Below are 17,185 nucleotides of genomic sequence, written 5' to 3' on the forward strand. Positions count from 1 at the left end.
AAAAGTAAGCAAAAAACGCTTGCTCCTACGTCCGGCCCGCTCGCTGGGGCTCGGGGTCCCTTCGCTCCGGGATTGATCCGGGCGCAGCGCCTACGGTTTGCTTCGCTGCACCTCCTCTCGCTGTATTTGGCTTCGCCAAACGGTCGCTGCGCTCCCACGCCCGGATCAATCCCTCCACTCAGCCTTCCGATGTCGCCCGTGAATCAAGATCAAAAGCAGGCGAGCTGACACTCGGCCTATTGAGTGGTGAAGAACGGGGGTTCGGCTTTGTTTTTTTGGTGGATTCGCCCCTCACCCCAGCCCTCTCCCGAGGGAGAGGGAGCCGATTTTCGGGCGTTTCAAAACCTGAGTTCAACGCGGTATCGCACGTCGGCGTAGCTCCCCCAAACACCTTGATCAATCCTCTCTCCCTCCGGGAGTGGAAGGAGAGGGTGCTGATTTCGGTGCTTTTCAAAGCCTGGGTTCAACGCGGTATCGCACGTCGGCGTAACTTCCCCAAACACCTCAATCAGTCCCCTCTCCCTCCGGGAGAGGGCTAGGGTGAGGGGCTTTTGATCTGGCTTTTGATCTTGCTTTGGCTTTGGCTTTTGATTTTTTGCCCCATCGGCAGGCCGAGCGGAGGTGTTCATCCGGGGGTTAGGCGCGCAGCGCCGTGCGGCGAAGCCGCATTCATCGAGAGGAGGTGCAGCGAAGCAAACCGTAGGCGATGCCCCCGGATGGACACCGTAGCGAGGGAACACTGAGCCTCAGCGAAGTGCCGTACGCCAGGGGCAAAGCCTTTTGCTTACTTTTCGGCGTTTGGAAAAGTGAGTCGCTGTAAGAGCGAAACCGCCAGCGGCAACACCCGCAGCAACGGATATACACCCAATACCCAAAAACCAGTCGGCCCACAGGCCGCTGAGACCACACAAACAAAAACGGCCCCTATATAAATAGAGGCCGTTCCCGGTACAACTTAAGACGTTATCGCAAGACAAATCTTATTTGCGATCTTCCAGCTTGGAAATATCACGCGACTCGTAACCAGTGTACAACTGGCGCGGACGGCCAATCTTGTACGGGCTGGAAAGCATTTCCTTCCAGTGGGAGATCCAGCCAACAGTACGTGCCAGCGCGAAAATCACCGTGAACATGCTGGTCGGAATGCCGATCGCCTTGAGGATGATCCCCGAGTAGAAGTCGACGTTCGGGTACAGCGAGCGTTCGATGAAGTACGGGTCGGTCAGCGCGATCTCTTCCAGGCGCATGGCCAGTTCGAGTTGCGGATCGTTGTTGATGCCCAGTTCCTTCAGTACTTCGTCGCAGGTCTGCTTCATTACAGTCGCGCGAGGGTCGCGGTTCTTGTAAACGCGGTGACCGAAGCCCATCAGTTTGAACGGATCGTTCTTGTCCTTGGCTTTGGCGATGAACTTGTCGATGTTCGAAACATCGCCAATCTCGTCAAGCATGGTCAGCACGGCTTCGTTCGCACCGCCGTGGGCAGGGCCCCACAGTGCGGCGATGCCGGCAGCGATACAGGCGAACGGGTTGGCACCCGAAGAGCCGGCCAGACGCACAGTAGAAGTCGATGCGTTCTGCTCGTGGTCGGCGTGGAGGATAAAGATCCGGTCCATGGCCTTGGCGAGCACCGGGCTGATCGGTTTGATCTCGCACGGGGTGTTGAACATCATGTGCAGGAAGTTTTCCGCGTACGTCAGGTCGTTGCGCGGGTACATCATGGGTTGGCCCATGGAGTACTTGTAAACCATCGCTGCCAGGGTCGGCATCTTGGCAACCAGCCGGATCGCGGAGATTTCGCGATGCTGCGGGTTATTGATGTCCAGGGAGTCGTGGTAGAAGGCCGAGAGGGCGCCGACTACACCGCACATGACGGCCATCGGGTGGGCGTCGCGACGGAAACCGTTGAAGAAGGTTTTCAACTGCTCGTGAACCATGGTGTGGTTTTTCACGGTGCTGACGAACTGGGCCTTCTGTTCTGCGGTCGGCAGTTCGCCGTTGAGCAGCAGGTAGCAGGTTTCCAGGTAGTCCGACTTTTCAGCCAGTTGTTCGATCGGGTAGCCGCGGTGCAACAGAATGCCGTTGTCGCCGTCGATATAGGTGATCTTCGATTCGCACGAGGCGGTCGACATGAAACCAGGGTCGAAAGTGAAGCGGCCCGTGGCCGTCAGGCCCCGAACATCGATTACATCGGGACCAACGGTGCCGGTTAAAATGGGCAGCTCGACGGGGGCTGCGCCCTCGATGATCAACTGCGCTTTTTTGTCAGCCATGTGGCCTCCTATTTATGCTTGAACCATCAGACAGACCCCCCACGCAGGGCCCGCACCACTATAGTGAGATAAATTCGAATGTCAATTTGCCTAAAGTCTTGCTCCAGAAGGCTTTAAGCGCACTTTTTCCTCGAAATTGACTGCCATTTACGCCTTTTATACGACTTGTGCAATCCGCTATTTGGGGTAGGTGATTGCGTTGTCATTAGTAACCTAACTGTCTATACTCGGCCACCGACCGCCAAGGGCTTTTGGGCCAGCTTTGTTGGGGGTCGCATCCCTGGGTGGTGGTTACCTGACCAGTGCACTCCCCAACAACTTTGCCCTGATTGTTAGGGGCTCTTCAGTGTGAAAAAAAAGCCGTGAAAAGCCAACGACCTGTAAACCTAGACCTAAGGACCATCAAACTCCCCATCACCGGCGTTACGTCGTTTCTTCACCGTGTTTCCGGCATCATCCTCTTCCTGGGTATCGGCTTCATGCTTTATGCATTGGGCAAATCTCTGGGTTCCGAGGAAGGTTTTGCCGAAGTGAAGGCATGCTTGACCAGTCCGCTGGCCAAGTTCGTAGCATGGGGCCTCCTGTCCGCTCTGCTGTATCACCTGGTAGCCGGTGTGCGCCACTTGATCATGGACATGGGCATCGGTGAGACGCTGGAAGGCGGCCGCCTGGGCTCGAAAATCATCATCGCCATTTCCGTGGTGCTGATCGTTCTGGCAGGAGTTTGGATATGGTAACCAGCGTTACGAACCTTTCGCGTTCGGGCCTCTATGACTGGATGGCGCAACGTGTGTCTGCGGTTGTTCTCGCGGCTTATTTCATCTTCCTGATCGGATACCTTGCAGCGAATCCGGGCATTGGCTACGACCAGTGGCACGGCCTGTTCGCTCACAACGGGATGCGTATCTTCAGTCTGCTGGCCCTCGTTGCCCTTGGCGCTCACGCCTGGGTCGGCATGTGGACCATCGCGACCGACTACCTGACGCCAATGGCGCTGGGCAAGTCCGCGACTGCAGTACGTTTCCTTTTCCAGGCAGTTTGCGGCATCGCGATGTTCGCTTACTTCGTCTGGGGTGTGCAGATTCTCTGGGGTATCTGAGTCATGGCTAACATTCCAACGATTTCTTTCGACGCCATCATTATTGGTGGTGGCGGTGCCGGCATGCGCGCTGCGCTGCAACTGGCACAGGGCGGTCACAAGACTGCCGTGATCACCAAGGTTTTCCCGACCCGTTCGCACACTGTATCCGCCCAAGGCGGCATCACGTGCGCAATCGCGTCCGCTGACCCGAACGATGACTGGCGCTGGCACATGTACGATACCGTCAAGGGCTCCGACTACATCGGTGACCAGGACGCTATCGAATACATGTGTCAGGAAGGCCCGGCCGCTGTTTTCGAGCTGGACCACATGGGTCTGCCGTTCTCGCGTACCGAGCAAGGCCGTATCTACCAGCGTCCGTTCGGCGGTCAGTCCAAGGATTACGGCAAGGGCGGTCAGGCTGCACGTACTTGCGCGGCGTCCGACCGTACCGGTCACGCACTGCTGCACACTCTTTATCAGGGCAACCTGAAAGCCGGTACCACGTTCCTGAACGAGTACTACGCTGTCGATCTGGTGAAAAACCAGGAAGGCGAATTCGTCGGTGTGATCGCGATCTGCATCGAAACCGGCGAAACCACCTACATCCGCGCCAAGGCCACCGTACTGGCTACCGGCGGTGCAGGTCGTATCTACGCTTCCACCACCAACGCCCTGATCAACACCGGTGACGGCGTCGGCATGGCTCTGCGTGCTGGCGTGCCGGTACAAGACATTGAAATGTGGCAGTTCCACCCGACCGGCATCGCCGGCGCCGGTGTACTGGTTACCGAAGGTTGCCGTGGTGAAGGTGGTTACCTGATCAACAAGCACGGCGAGCGTTTCATGGAGCGTTATGCTCCGAACGCCAAAGACCTTGCCGGTCGTGACGTGGTTGCCCGTTCGATGGTTAAAGAAATCATCGCCGGCAACGGTTGCGGTCCGAATGGCGACCACGTAATGCTCAAACTCGACCACTTGGGCGAGGAAGTGCTGCACAGTCGTCTGCCAGGCATCTGCGAACTGTCGAAGACGTTCGCTCACGTTGACCCGGTTGTTGCGCCGGTTCCGGTTGTTCCGACTTGCCACTATATGATGGGCGGCGTTGCCACCAACATTCATGGCCAGGCGATCACCCAGAACGCCGAAGGCGTGGACCAGATCATCCCTGGTCTGTTCGCAGTAGGTGAAGTGGCTTGCGTATCGGTGCACGGTGCCAACCGTCTGGGTGGCAACTCGCTGCTCGACCTGGTGGTATTCGGCCGCGCTGCTGGTCTGCACCTGGAAAAAGCGCTGACCGACGGCATCGAATACGACGACGCTACCGAAGCCGACATCGAAGCTGCCCTGTCGCGCCTGAATGCACTGAACAACCGTACTGACGGCGAAGACGTAGCCACCCTGCGTCGCGAGCTGCAAAGCTGCATGCAGAACTACTTCGGCGTATTCCGTACCGGCGAATACATGCAGAAAGGTATCGCTCAGCTTGCTGACCTGCGTACCCGCATTGCCAACGTGAAGATCAACGATAAGTCGCAGGCGTTCAACACGGCCCGTATCGAAGCGCTGGAACTGCAAAACCTGCTGGAAGTGGCTGAAGCTACCGCCATCGCTGCCGAAGTACGTAAAGAGTCGCGCGGTGCTCACGCCCGTGAAGACTTCGAAGATCGTGACGACGAAAACTGGCTGTGCCACACCCTGTACTTCCCGGGTGACAAGCGCGTCACCAAGCGTGCCGTGAACTTCTCGCCGAAGACTGTTCCGACTTTCGAACCTAAAGTCCGGACTTATTAAGGGTGACCGCCATGTTGAAAGTCAGTGTTTATCGCTACAACCCTGATCAGGACGCTGCGCCGTTCATGCAGGAATTCCAGGTTGATACCGGTGGTAAAGACCTGATGGTGCTGGACGTGCTGGCCCTGATCAAAGAGCAGGACGAGGGTTTCTCCTATCGTCGCTCTTGCCGTGAAGGCGTCTGCGGTTCCGACGGCATGAACATCAACGGCAAGAACGGTCTGGCGTGCATCACGCCGCTGTCCGCCGTTGTAAAAGGTAACAAGTTGATCGTTCGTCCGCTGCCAGGTTTGCCGGTTATCCGTGACCTGGTTGTCGATATGAGCATCTTCTACAAGCAATACGAGAAGGTGAAGCCTTACCTGCAGAACGACACGCCGGCTCCGGCCATCGAGCGTCTGCAGTCGCCAGAAGAGCGCGAAAAGCTCGACGGTCTGTACGAGTGCATCCTGTGCGCTTGCTGCTCGACCTCTTGCCCGTCCTTCTGGTGGAATCCGGACAAGTTCCTGGGTCCAGCTGCGCTGCTGCAAGCTTATCGCTTCCTGGCAGACAGCCGTGACACCAAGACCAACGAGCGTCTGGCTTCGCTCGATGACCCGTTCAGCGTCTTCCGCTGCCGGGGCATCATGAACTGCGTCAACGTATGTCCGAAAGGCCTGAACCCGACTAAGGCCATCGGTCACATCCGTAACATGCTGCTTTCGAGCGGCGTGTGATTCAGCTGCTGTAACCGCTGCACCGTAGAGGCTGTGGCGCGGGCTTCAACCCGCGTCATGGCTATAACCAGAGCAGTAGCCATAAGCTGCGGCTCTTATTTTGAAGAAATGAGACAAGCAGGGGCATCCGGGCTGGTACCCGGACTATCAGTGTGATCCTAAGTGGCTTGTTTTAGTCGCTGCATTCGGACTTCTGCAAGTTTGCTCGGTGTCGACATCGATGGTGTTCCCCTAACCGAGGGTGACCAAGCATGCAAGAAAGCGTGATGCAGCGCATGTGGAACAGCGCCTACCTTTCAGGTGGAAACGCTGCCTATGTGGAAGAGCTTTATGAGCTCTACCTGCACGACCCTAACGCTGTGCCAGAAGAGTGGCGCACCTACTTTCAGAAGTTGCCTGCCGACGGCAACTCTGCCACTGATGTTTCGCACTCCACGATTCGCGACCATTTCGTGCTGCTGGCAAAGAACCAGCGCCGCGCCCAACCGGTTTCCGCCGGCAGCGTGAGCAGTGAGCACGAGAAGAAGCAAGTTGAAGTGTTGCGATTGATCCAGGCCTACCGTATGCGTGGCCACCAGGCAGCCCAGCTTGACCCGCTGGGGCTGTGGCAGCGTCCTGCACCTGCAGACCTGTCGATCAATCATTACGGCTTGACCAATGCCGATCTTGATACGACCTTCCGTGCCGGCGACCTGTTCATCGGCAAAGAGGAAGCGAGCCTACGCGAAATTCACGAAGCGTTGCAGCAGACATATTGCCGCACCATCGGCGCTGAATTTACGCACATCACCGATTCCGAGCAGCGCCAGTGGTTCCAGCAGCGTCTGGAAAGCGTGCGTGGTCGTCCGACATACTCCGCCGACATCAAGAGCCACCTGCTTGAGCGCGTGACTGCCGGTGAAGGCCTGGAGAAATACCTGGGCACCAAATACCCGGGCACCAAGCGTTTCGGTCTGGAAGGCGGCGAAAGCCTGATTCCGATGCTCGACGAACTGATCCAGCGTTCCGGTTCCTACGGCACCAAGGAAGTCGTCATCGGCATGGCCCACCGTGGCCGTCTGAACGTGCTGGTCAACACCTTCGGCAAGAACCCGCGCGAGCTGTTCGACGAGTTCGAAGGCAAGAAGAAGGTCGAGCTGGGTTCCGGTGACGTTAAATATCACCAGGGCTTCTCGTCCAACGTGATGACCGCCGGCGGTGAAGTTCACCTGGCCATGGCGTTCAACCCGTCCCACCTGGAAATCGTTTCCCCGGTGGTAGAAGGTTCGGTTCGTGCCCGTCAGGATCGTCGTAACGACCCGACCGGTGAGAAGGTTCTGCCGATCTCCATCCACGGTGACGCTGCTTTCGCAGGTCAGGGCGTGGTCATGGAAACCTTCCAGATGTCGCAGACCCGCGGTTTCAAGACCGGCGGTACCGTGCACATCGTGATCAACAACCAGGTTGGTTTCACCATCAGCAACCCGCTGGACTCGCGTTCCACCGAGTACGCCACCGACGTTGCGAAGATGATCCAGGCGCCGATCCTCCATGTGAATGGTGATGATCCGGAAGCCGTGTTGTTCGTGACCCAGTTGGCCATCGACTACCGCATGCAGTTCAAGCGTGACGTGGTGATCGACCTGGTCTGCTACCGTCGTCGCGGCCACAACGAGGCCGACGAGCCAAGCGGCACCCAGCCTCTGATGTATCAGCAGATCACCAAACAGCGCACCACTCGTGAGCTGTACGCTGATCGTCTGACCCAGGGCGGTGTACTCGACGCAGAGCGTGTTCAGGCGAAAGTCGACGAATACCGCAATGCGCTGGACAACGGTCTGCACGTCGTGAAATCGCTGGTCAAAGAGCCGAACAAAGAGCTGTTCGTGGACTGGCGTCCGTATCTGGGCCACGCCTGGACTGCGCGTCACGACACGCGTTTCGATCTCAAGACCCTGCAAGAACTGTCCGCCAAGCTGCTGGAAATTCCAGAAGGTTTCGTGGTGCAGCGTCAGGTCTCGAAAATCTACGAAGACCGTCAGAAGATGCAAGCCGGCGGCCTGCCGATCAACTGGGGTTACGCCGAAACCATGGCGTACGCGACCCTGGCGTTCGAAGGTCACCCGATCCGCATGACCGGTCAGGACATTGGCCGCGGCACGTTCTCGCACCGTCACGCTGTGTTGCACAACCAGAAAGACGCGGGCACCTACATTCCGCTGCAGCACCTGTACGACGGTCAGCCACGCTTTGACCTGTACGACTCGTTCCTGTCGGAAGAAGCGGTACTGGCGTTCGAATACGGTTACTCGACCACCACGCCGGATGCGCTGGTGATCTGGGAAGCCCAGTTCGGCGACTTCGCCAACGGCGCACAGGTTGTGATCGACCAGTTCATCACCAGCGGCGAGCACAAGTGGGGCCGTCTCTGCGGTCTGACCATGTTGCTGCCACACGGTTACGAAGGTCAGGGCCCTGAGCACAGCTCGGCACGTCTTGAGCGTTACCTGCAATTGTGCGCCGAGCACAATATTCAGGTCGCCGTACCGACCACGCCAGCACAGATCTACCACTTGCTGCGTCGTCAGGTGATTCGTCCGCTGCGCAAGCCGTTGATCGTTCTGACTCCAAAGTCGCTGCTGCGCCACAAGCTGGCCATCTCGACCCTGGAAGATCTGGCCGAAGGTTCGTTCCAGACCGTGATCCCGGAAATCGATGCACTGGATCCGAAAAAGGTCGAGCGCGTTGTTCTCTGCAGCGGCAAGGTTTACTACGACCTGCTGGAAAAACGCCGTGCCGAAGGCCGTGAAGATATCGCCATCGTGCGTATCGAGCAGCTGTATCCGTTCCCTGAGGACGACTTGAAAGAAGTCCTGGCTCCATACACCAACGTCAAACATGCCGTTTGGTGTCAGGAAGAGCCGATGAACCAGGGCGCCTGGTACTGCAGCCAACATCACTTGCGTCGCAGCATCGGTAACCTCGACAAGTCTCTCGTACTTGAGTATGCGGGCCGTGAGGCTTCTGCTGCACCTGCTTGTGGTTACGCATCGATGCACGCCGAGCAGCAGGAAAAACTGCTGCAAGATGCTTTCACTGTTTAACGCCTTCGCGCTGACTGAAACCGAATTTTAAGGACCCACAGATAATGGCTATCGAAATCAAAGCCCCGTCATTCCCGGAATCGGTTGCCGATGGCACCGTTGCCACTTGGCACAAGAAACCAGGTGAGGCCGTCAAGCGTGACGACCTGATCGTCGACATCGAAACCGACAAAGTCGTACTCGAAGTCCTGGCTGAAGCTGACGGCGTGCTGGGCGCAATCGTTGCCAACGAAGGCGATACCGTTCTTTCCAACCAGGTACTGGGCTCGATCGAAGAGGGCAGCTCTGCTGCCGCTGCTCCAGCCGCCGCTGCTGCTCCGGCCGCTGCTGCCGCTGCACCGGCTGCTGGCGAAGGCGAAGACGATCCTGTTGCTGCTCCTGCTGCACGCAAGCTGGCTGAAGAAAACGGCATCAACATCGCTTCCGTTGCCGGCACCGGCAAAGGTGGTCGTGTGACCAAGGAAGACGTGGTTGCAGCGGTTGCTGCCAAGAAAGCCGCTCCGGCTGCCGCGCCTGCCAAGGCTGCTGCTCCTTCGGCTGCCGCTCCGGTGTTCGCTGCTGGCGACCGCATCGAGAAGCGCGTACCGATGACCCGCGTGCGTGCCACCGTGGCCAAGCGTCTGGTTGAAGCACAGTCGAACATGGCGATGCTGACCACTTTCAACGAAGTCGACATGACCGAAGTCATGGCCCTGCGTTCGAAGTACAAGGATCTGTTCGAGAAGTCCCACAACGGCGTACGCCTGGGCTTCATGTCGTTCTTCGTTAAAGCAGCTACCGAAGCGCTGAAACGCTTCCCGGCTGTCAACGCGTCGATCGACGGCGGCGACATCGTTTACCACGGCTACGCGGACATCGGCGTTGCCGTTTCCAGCGACCGTGGCCTGGTTGTTCCGGTTCTGCGTAACGCCGAGCTGATGAGCCTGGCTGAAATCGAAGGCGGCATCGCCACTTTCGGCAAGAAAGCCCGTGACGGCAAACTGTCGATGGACGAGATGACCGGTGGTACCTTCACCATCACCAACGGTGGTACCTTCGGTTCGATGATGTCGACCCCGATCGTCAACCCGCCGCAGGCAGCGATTCTGGGCATGCACAACATCATCCAGCGTCCTATGGCCATCAACGGTCAGGTCGTTATCCGTCCGATGATGTACCTGGCACTGTCCTACGATCACCGTCTGATCGATGGCAAAGAAGCTGTGACCTTCCTGGTGACCATCAAGAACCTGCTGGAAGATCCGGCTCGTCTGTTGCTGGATATCTGATAGAAGCAGTCGCGGGCTTCAAGTTGCAAGCTGCAGGAAAGGGCAGCTTGGCTTGGGGCGCGCGGCTTGAAGCTTTTCGCTAAAGAGGATTTTTTGAATGTCGCAGAAATTTGACGTAGTAGTGATCGGTGCTGGCCCTGGTGGCTACGTGGCTGCCATCAAGGCCGCGCAGCTGGGTCTGACCACTGCCTGCATCGAGAAGTACACCGACGCAGAAGGCAAGCAAGCCCTGGGCGGCACCTGCCTGAACGTGGGCTGCATTCCTTCCAAGGCGCTGCTCGACAGTTCCTGGAAATACAAGGAAGCGAAAGAAAGCTTCAACGTTCACGGTATCTCGACTGGCGAAGTCAAAATGGACGTCGCTGCGATGGTTGGCCGCAAGGCTGGCATCGTCAAGAACCTGACCGGCGGCGTTGCCACCCTGTTCAAGGCCAACGGCGTTACTTCGATCCAGGGCCACGGCAAACTGCTGGCTGGCAAGAAAGTCGAAGTCACCAAGCCAGACGGCTCGGTTGAAGTCATCGAAGCTGAAAACGTCATCCTGGCTCCAGGTTCGCGTCCGATCGACATTCCACCGGCTCCGGTCGATCAGAAAGTCATCGTCGATTCGACTGGCGCACTGGAATTCCAGACCGTACCTAAGCGTCTGGGCGTGATCGGCGCTGGCGTGATCGGTCTGGAACTGGGCTCGGTGTGGTCGCGTCTGGGTTCCGAAGTGGTTGTTCTGGAAGCTCTGGACACTTTCCTGATGGCAGCGGACACCGCTGTTTCCAAGGAAGCGCTGAAAACCCTGACCAAACAAGGTCTGGACATCAAACTGGGCGCTCGCGTAACCGGCTCGAAAGTGAATGGCGACGAAGTCGTTGTGAACTACACCGATGCCAACGGCGAACAGACCATCACTTTCGACAAGCTGATCGTAGCCGTTGGTCGCCGTCCGGTGACCACTGATCTGCTGGCTGCCGACAGCGGCGTGACCCTCGACGAGCGCGGTTTCGTGCACGTTGACGATCACTGCGCGACCACCGTGCCGGGCGTTTTCGCCATCGGTGACGTGGTTCGCGGCATGATGCTGGCGCACAAAGCTTCGGAAGAAGGCATCATGGTTGTCGAGCGCATCAAGGGCCACAAAGCCCAGATGAACTATGACCTGATCCCTTCGGTTATTTATACTCACCCGGAAATCGCGTGGGTTGGCAAAACCGAGCAGGCCTTGAAAGCTGAAGGCGTTGAAGTTAACGTCGGCACCTTCCCGTTCGCCGCTTCCGGTCGTGCCATGGCCGCCAATGATACCGGTGGTTTCGTCAAGGTCATCGCTGATGCCAAGACTGACCGCGTATTGGGCGTGCACGTGATTGGCCCGAGCGCTGCAGAACTGGTTCAGCAGGGCGCGATCGGTATGGAATTCGGCACCAGCGCTGAAGACCTGGGCATGATGGTTTTCTCCCATCCGACCCTGTCTGAAGCCTTGCACGAAGCTGCTCTGGCTGTGAATGGCGGCGCCATACACATTGCCAACCGCAAAAAGCGTTAACAGACAATAAGAAACCACGGCGGTAACGGCCCGTCGTGAGCCTTGCGAGCAAGTCTCACCGCGGAATGTCCGCTGGACGCAGTCTTGCGTAGCTGCACCGGGTATCCGGAAAGGCTACGCAAGCAGCAGTCACAGGTGGCGCGGCACTCAAACGAGCGCAGCGCCGAATGCGCAGTACCTAACGAAGACGGTAAAAAGCATGAATCTTCACGAGTATCAGGGTAAGCAGCTGTTCGCTGAATACGGCCTGCCAGTTTCCACTGGTTACGCAGTAGACACCCCGGAAGCAGCAGCAGAAGCTTGCGACAAAATCGGCGGCAGTGAGTGGGTTGTCAAAGCCCAGGTCCACGCTGGTGGTCGCGGTAAAGCGGGCGGCGTCAAGCTGGTTCGCAGCAAAGAAGACGCCAAAGCCTTCGCACAGCAGTGGCTGGGCAAGCGTCTGGTGACTTACCAGACTGACGCCAATGGCCAGCCAGTCACCAAGATCCTGGTTGAATCGTGCACTGATATCGCTAAAGAGCTGTACCTGGGCGCTGTCGTTGACCGTTCGAGCCGTCGCATCGTGTTCATGGCTTCCACCGAAGGTGGCGTGGACATCGAGAAAATCGCTCACGACACTCCAGAAAAAATTCTTAAAGCCACTATCGATCCACTGGTTGGCGCTCAGCCATTCCAGGGTCGCGAGCTGGCATTCCAGCTGGGTCTGGAAGGCAAGCAGGTTGCTCAGTTCGCCAAGATCTTCGTAGGTCTGGCCAAACTGTTCAAGGATCACGACCTGGCTCTGCTGGAAGTGAACCCGCTGGTGATCAAGGCTGACGGCGATCTGCACTGCCTGGACGCCAAGATCAACATCGACGCCAACGCCATGTACCGCCAGCCTAAGCTGAAGACTTTCCACGATCCGTCGCAAGACGATCCGCGCGAAGCGCACGCTGCCAAGTTCGAACTGAACTACGTAGCACTGGAAGGCAACATCGGCTGCATGGTCAACGGTGCTGGCCTGGCCATGGGTACCATGGACATCGTCAACCTGCATGGCGGCAAGCCAGCCAACTTCCTCGACGTAGGTGGTGGCGCTACCAAAGAACGCGTAACCGAAGCGTTCAAGATCATCCTGTCCGACACCAATGTCGCTGCAGTACTGGTCAACATCTTCGGCGGCATCGTTCGCTGCGACATGATTGCCGAAGGCATCATCGGCGCTGTGAAAGAAGTCGGCGTGAAAATCCCGGTTGTTGTTCGCCTTGAAGGCAACAACGCTGAGCTGGGCGCTAAAGTACTGGCAGAAAGCGGTTTGAACATCATCGCTGCTACCAGCCTGACCGACGCTGCTCAACAAGTTGTCAAAGCTGCGGAGGGCAAATAATGAGCGTCCTGATCAATAAAGACACCAAAGTTATCTGCCAGGGTATTACCGGTTCGCAAGGTAGTTTCCACACCCAGCAAGCCATCGAATACGGCACCAAGATGGTTGGCGGCGTAACTCCGGGCAAAGGCGGCACCGAGCACCTGGGTCTGCCAGTGTTCAACACCGTTAAAGACGCAGTAGCAGCCACTGGCGCTACCGCCAGCGTGATCTACGTTCCGGCTCCTTTCTGCAAAGATTCGATCCTGGAAGCGGCATTCGGCGGCATCAAGCTGATCGTCTGCATCACCGAAGGCATTCCTACCCTGGACATGCTGGACGCTAAAGTTAAGTGCGACGAGCTGGGCGTAGTCCTGATCGGCCCTAACTGCCCAGGCGTGATCACTCCGGGCGAGTGCAAAATCGGCATCATGCCAGGTCACATTCACTTGCCAGGCAAGGTCGGTATCGTTTCGCGTTCCGGCACCCTGACCTACGAAGCTGTTAAGCAGACTACTGACGCCGGTTTCGGTCAGTCGACTTGCGTCGGCATCGGTGGTGACCCGATCCCGGGTTCGAACTTCATCGACATCCTGAAGCTGTTCCAGGAAGACCCGAAGACCGAAGCGATCGTAATGATCGGTGAGATCGGCGGTTCGGCTGAAGAAGAAGCGGCTGCCTACATCAAGGCACACGTGACCAAGCCGGTTGTTTCCTACATCGCTGGTGTGACTGCTCCTCCGGGCAAGCGCATGGGCCATGCTGGCGCAATCATCTCTGGCGGCAAAGGCACTGCAGACGAGAAATTCGCTGCGCTGCAAGACGCAGGCGTTAAAACCGTGCGTTCGCTGGCAGACATCGGCAAGGCCCTGGCTGAGCTGACTGGTTGGGCTGTCAAGTAAGCCTCGCGCTTAACTGACGCTTTACCAAACAAAGGCCACCTTCGGGTGGCCTTTGTCGTTTCTGGCATTCGCTGATTTATAGGCTTGCCCCCAATTACATGCAAAAACGCGACACGGAAACGTCGCGTATCGGATAGTTCGCCCTCTAACAGTGCGTTTGCAGGCCAAATTAGTTAGGCTAGCAGCCATTTTTGCGTCTGCCGCCCACAAGGCATGCAACGCGCTTTAAGGGTCAGTCCCATACGGATCGACAGCATTTCCCTAATTACACAGGGCAATCCCCCTCTAAATTCCGATTCAGTAGTGTGGTATTACCTTAATGAAAGTTTTGAAAGGTCAGGACATCCTGGCACTTGGCTTTATGACATTTGCCCTGTTCGTTGGGGCTGGCAATATTATCTTCCCGCCGATCGTTGGCTTGCAGGCCGGACCTCACGTCTGGATGGCTGCACTGGGCTTCCTGATCACTGCGGTCGGTCTGCCGGTGATCACCGTCGTCGCACTGGCCAAGGTCGGTGGGGCGATGGATGCGCTGAGCAGCCCTATCGGCAAGATCGCCGGCGGCATTCTGGCGGCTGCGTGCTACCTGGCGGTCGGCCCGTTGTTCGCCACCCCGCGTACCGCGACCGTGTCCTTTGAAGTGGGTCTGGCGCCGCTGACCGGCGAAAGTCCGCTGGCGCTGTTCCTCTACAGCTCGGTGTACTTCCTGCTGGTGTTCTTCATCTCGCTCTACCCAGGGCGTTTGCTGGACACCGTTGGCCGCTTCCTCGCGCCATTGAAGATCATCGCGCTGGCGGTCCTTGGTATCGCTGCATTCGCCTTGCCGGCGGGTGACATCGGCCACGGCACGCCGGAATACGTGGCGGCACCGTTCTCCCAAGGGTTCATCAATGGTTACCTGACCATGGATACTCTGGGTGCACTGGTGTTCGGCATCGTCATCGTTAACGCGATCCGCTCCCGTGGGGTCGAATCGCCGGCGCTGATCACCCGTTACGCGATCATCGCAGGCCTGATTGCCGGTGTCGGTCTGGCGCTGGTCTATGTCAGCCTGTTCCGTCTTGGTTCCGGCAGCCACGAAGTGGCTGCGGGCGCGACCAACGGCGCGGCGGTATTGCACGCATACGTGCAACACACCTTCGGTTCGCTGGGCAGCGGTTTCCTCGCGGTGCTGATCTCGCTGGCGTGTCTGGTGACGGCGGTCGGTCTGACCTGTGCTTGCGCTGAATACTTCAGCCGTGTGCTGCCACTGTCCTACAAGACTCTGGTGATCATTCTGGCGGCGTTCTCGTTGCTGGTGTCTAACCTGGGTCTGACCAAGCTGATTGCCTTCTCGATCCCGGTGCTGACGGCGATCTATCCGCCGTGCATCGTGTTGGTGGCGCTGAGCTTCTGCAAAGACTTCTGGCATGAGCACGGCCGTATCCTCGGTCCGGTGATGCTGGTGTCGTTCATTTTCGGCACCATCGACGCGCTGAAAGGCGCCGGTCTGGCCGGCTGGATGCCATCGCAGTTGTCGCACCTGCCACTGAGTGAGCAGGGCCTCGCGTGGCTGGTGCCGTGCGTGATGACCTTGGTGGTTGCAGTGGTTTGCGATCGCCTGCTGGGCAAGCGCAGCGAAGCGGTTGCCTGATGTTGTCTGACCCGCCAAAAGCGGGTCTTCAACGCTTAAACAGAAATGCCCCGTATCAATCGATACGGGGCATTTTTTATGAAAGCTGATAATCCTCAGCCTAGATAACGTACGACCAGAGCACCTAGATTGATGTTGTCGCTGTCGCGGCTCAGGAGTATTCGCTTGTCGGGCTGCACTGCCACCGAAATCCACTGCATACCAGGCCCCAAGTATTGAGTAACGTACCCCTTGCCTTCACCAAAGTTTGTGTCCAGTTCACCTGTTGCCAGATAGCGGCAGGTGAGCATTTGCTCCCTCGTTCTTTGCCCTGTACCTCCGACCACGACCAGACCATCCTTGGGCTCCCCGCTCAGATCGAACCAACTGCAACCGTCGGTTAATCCAAGATCAGTGACGATAGGCTTACCCTGATTGAATGCAATATTTGGTTTACCCTTCGGGTTGTACGCGGCCATCATTCCTCTGCGTCCTTTACCCCAATCGTCGTTAGGAGCGGTGTCGACTTCGCCAGCGACAAAGAAACTACCGTCAGCTCGTAGCATCAGGTTTCGTACGCGGGTCGGGTAATCCGATGGAAAATGGACAGTTCCATTGCCATCATCGCCGAAGCCGCCATGGGGCGTTCCATCCACATTCAGGCGCACGATCATTCCTTTTTGAGATCCCTCCATGGTGCCTGCGACTGTGATCATTCCATTCTCAGCAACCGAAATCGAAGAGATGCTCGGTGCAAGATCTAGCCAGCCTTTTCCGTTAAAAGTGGTATCAAAAACTCCTTTCTGATCAAGTCTGAACAATCGGTTGCTTTGACCGACGAGAATTTTTTCATCAGCGGTCAGTGCTAACCTGGTTCTGGATCGCGAGGTGATGGATGCCTCAGGTTTTGGCAATTGCGATTCGGACTGTGGCAGGAAAGGGATGTAAACCGTCCCATCGGCACCGAACTCGCGATCTCTTTCACCGTCAGCGAAAAATCTGGCAAGCGCAAACCGGTTCCCTTGGTCCTGATCATATTGATACCCGAAAAGCAGCGCCTTCCCGTCTTTATAAAGACAGGCGCCAGTTCCGCTCGCTTGTCCCGAACCTGTAAACGTACCTACGATCAAACCGTTTTTGTTGAAGCCAGTATCGTTAGTGCCGTCCGCCAGTAACTGCGCCAAATGAAAACTTGCCTTGCCGTCTACAAAGGTCTGTCCCACGAGAAGGATTTTTCCATCAGGGCGTAAGCCTGCGATGCTCAACGCCTGGCTTCCCGGAGCAAAAGAGTCGGCATACCCTTGGTTACCGAATGTTGCGTCAATGGGCAGTGCAGCGTTCGAAGGTGTCATGATCGAGTCCTTGTCTGGATAAGCGTGCCTGTCAGTATTCTCTGGTCAGAAACAACCTTATGCCCGCCTCACCCTCGGTGCTACTGTCAGAGTTGACAGGTATCAGCCTTCGAAAATTAATAGCTACGGTCTATTTTTGAATAAATTCGACTCTCGAATGAGCGTGTCTTTTTGCGAGCCAATACGTCGAACCAAAGGTTTACTCCCATCATTCCTCATGCTCAGGAA

General features: G+C 57.3%; 12 protein-coding genes. 10 read left to right on the forward strand and 2 right to left on the reverse strand.

Features of this window, described 5'->3' with window-relative positions; all coding sequences use genetic code 11:
* Window positions 1-980: 980 nt before the first annotated feature.
* Window positions 981-2,270, reverse strand: a complete 1,290-nt coding sequence (gene gltA / locus ACRRSD_RS23525; protein WP_007919904.1) for a citrate synthase — start codon at window positions 2,268-2,270, stop codon at window positions 981-983.
* A gap of 362 nt (window positions 2,271-2,632) precedes the next feature.
* Here gltA and sdhC point away from each other — a divergent pair, with 362 nt between their 5' ends.
* The 10 genes from sdhC to brnQ all read left to right on the forward strand — a co-directional run bounded on the left by sdhC (window position 2,633) and on the right by brnQ (window position 15,626).
* Complete coding sequence (sdhC, locus tag ACRRSD_RS23530; RefSeq protein WP_038363944.1) at window positions 2,633-3,007, forward strand: succinate dehydrogenase, cytochrome b556 subunit; 375 nt, start codon at window positions 2,633-2,635, stop codon at window positions 3,005-3,007.
* A complete protein-coding gene (gene sdhD / locus ACRRSD_RS23535; RefSeq protein WP_007919900.1) occupies window positions 3,001-3,369 on the forward strand; it encodes a succinate dehydrogenase, hydrophobic membrane anchor protein in 369 nt (122 codons plus the stop codon). Before sdhC ends, sdhD begins: the two co-directional genes overlap by 7 nt.
* A 3-nt stretch (window positions 3,370-3,372) precedes the next feature.
* Complete coding sequence (sdhA, locus tag ACRRSD_RS23540) at window positions 3,373-5,145, forward strand: succinate dehydrogenase flavoprotein subunit (protein ID WP_038363946.1); 1,773 nt, start codon at window positions 3,373-3,375, stop codon at window positions 5,143-5,145.
* Between the two features lie 11 nt (window positions 5,146-5,156).
* The gene (locus ACRRSD_RS23545) at window positions 5,157-5,861 is read left to right on the forward strand and encodes a succinate dehydrogenase iron-sulfur subunit (protein ID WP_007919888.1); all 705 of its coding nucleotides are present in this window, start codon (window positions 5,157-5,159) and stop codon (window positions 5,859-5,861) included.
* A gap of 251 nt (window positions 5,862-6,112) precedes the next feature.
* Window positions 6,113-8,944 carry a 2-oxoglutarate dehydrogenase E1 component gene (locus ACRRSD_RS23550; RefSeq protein ID WP_038363948.1) on the forward strand — a complete coding sequence of 944 codons (2,832 nt, stop codon included), beginning with the start codon at window positions 6,113-6,115 and terminating at the stop codon, window positions 8,942-8,944.
* A 44-nt stretch (window positions 8,945-8,988) separates the two neighbouring features.
* Entirely contained in the window at window positions 8,989-10,212 is a 1,224-nt protein-coding gene (odhB, locus tag ACRRSD_RS23555; protein WP_435035615.1) for a 2-oxoglutarate dehydrogenase complex dihydrolipoyllysine-residue succinyltransferase, read from the forward strand.
* A 97-nt stretch (window positions 10,213-10,309) separates the two neighbouring features.
* A complete protein-coding gene (lpdA, locus tag ACRRSD_RS23560; protein ID WP_102356807.1) occupies window positions 10,310-11,746 on the forward strand; it encodes a dihydrolipoyl dehydrogenase in 1,437 nt (478 codons plus the stop codon).
* A 199-nt stretch (window positions 11,747-11,945) separates the two neighbouring features.
* On the forward strand, window positions 11,946-13,112 hold the full coding sequence (gene sucC / locus ACRRSD_RS23565) for an ADP-forming succinate--CoA ligase subunit beta (RefSeq protein ID WP_007919879.1): 1,167 nt from the start codon (window positions 11,946-11,948) through the stop codon (window positions 13,110-13,112).
* Window positions 13,112-13,993 carry a succinate--CoA ligase subunit alpha gene (gene sucD, locus ACRRSD_RS23570; RefSeq protein ID WP_007919877.1) on the forward strand — a complete coding sequence of 294 codons (882 nt, stop codon included), beginning with the start codon at window positions 13,112-13,114 and terminating at the stop codon, window positions 13,991-13,993. The genes sucC and sucD overlap by 1 nt, the downstream gene beginning before the upstream one ends.
* Before the next feature lie 319 nt (window positions 13,994-14,312).
* On the forward strand, window positions 14,313-15,626 hold the full coding sequence (brnQ, locus tag ACRRSD_RS23575) for a branched-chain amino acid transport system II carrier protein (RefSeq protein WP_122600289.1): 1,314 nt from the start codon (window positions 14,313-14,315) through the stop codon (window positions 15,624-15,626).
* A 95-nt stretch (window positions 15,627-15,721) separates the two neighbouring features.
* Here brnQ and ACRRSD_RS23580 read toward each other — a convergent pair whose 3' ends face one another.
* Window positions 15,722-16,957 (reverse strand): hypothetical protein, encoded by a 1,236-nt coding sequence (locus tag ACRRSD_RS23580; RefSeq protein ID WP_435035616.1) that lies wholly within the window; start codon window positions 16,955-16,957, stop codon window positions 15,722-15,724.
* Window positions 16,958-17,185: the final 228 nt, after the last annotated feature.

Origin of the sequence: Pseudomonas neuropathica, from assembly GCF_051174785.1 — a bacterium.
In the GTDB taxonomy this organism is placed as follows: domain Bacteria; phylum Pseudomonadota; class Gammaproteobacteria; order Pseudomonadales; family Pseudomonadaceae; genus Aquipseudomonas; species Aquipseudomonas neuropathica_A.

What these genes read in the sequence shown, in the direction of transcription:
- sucC (WP_007919879.1), top strand. Translation starts at nt 11,946, where the DNA reads ATGAATCTTCACGAGTATCAGGGTAAGCAGCTGTTCGCTGAATACGGC.
- lpdA (WP_102356807.1), top strand. Translation starts at nt 10,310, where the DNA reads ATGTCGCAGAAATTTGACGTAGTAGTGATCGGTGCTGGCCCTGGTGGC.
- sdhA (WP_038363946.1), top strand. Translation starts at nt 3,373, where the DNA reads ATGGCTAACATTCCAACGATTTCTTTCGACGCCATCATTATTGGTGGT.
- brnQ (WP_122600289.1), top strand. Translation starts at nt 14,313, where the DNA reads ATGAAAGTTTTGAAAGGTCAGGACATCCTGGCACTTGGCTTTATGACA.
- ACRRSD_RS23580 (WP_435035616.1), bottom strand. Translation starts at nt 16,957, where the DNA reads ATGACACCTTCGAACGCTGCACTGCCCATTGACGCAACATTCGGTAAC.
- ACRRSD_RS23550 (WP_038363948.1), top strand. Translation starts at nt 6,113, where the DNA reads ATGCAAGAAAGCGTGATGCAGCGCATGTGGAACAGCGCCTACCTTTCA.
- sucD (WP_007919877.1), top strand. Translation starts at nt 13,112, where the DNA reads ATGAGCGTCCTGATCAATAAAGACACCAAAGTTATCTGCCAGGGTATT.
- odhB (WP_435035615.1), top strand. Translation starts at nt 8,989, where the DNA reads ATGGCTATCGAAATCAAAGCCCCGTCATTCCCGGAATCGGTTGCCGAT.
- sdhD (WP_007919900.1), top strand. Translation starts at nt 3,001, where the DNA reads ATGGTAACCAGCGTTACGAACCTTTCGCGTTCGGGCCTCTATGACTGG.
- gltA (WP_007919904.1), bottom strand. Translation starts at nt 2,270, where the DNA reads ATGGCTGACAAAAAAGCGCAGTTGATCATCGAGGGCGCAGCCCCCGTC.
- ACRRSD_RS23545 (WP_007919888.1), top strand. Translation starts at nt 5,157, where the DNA reads ATGTTGAAAGTCAGTGTTTATCGCTACAACCCTGATCAGGACGCTGCG.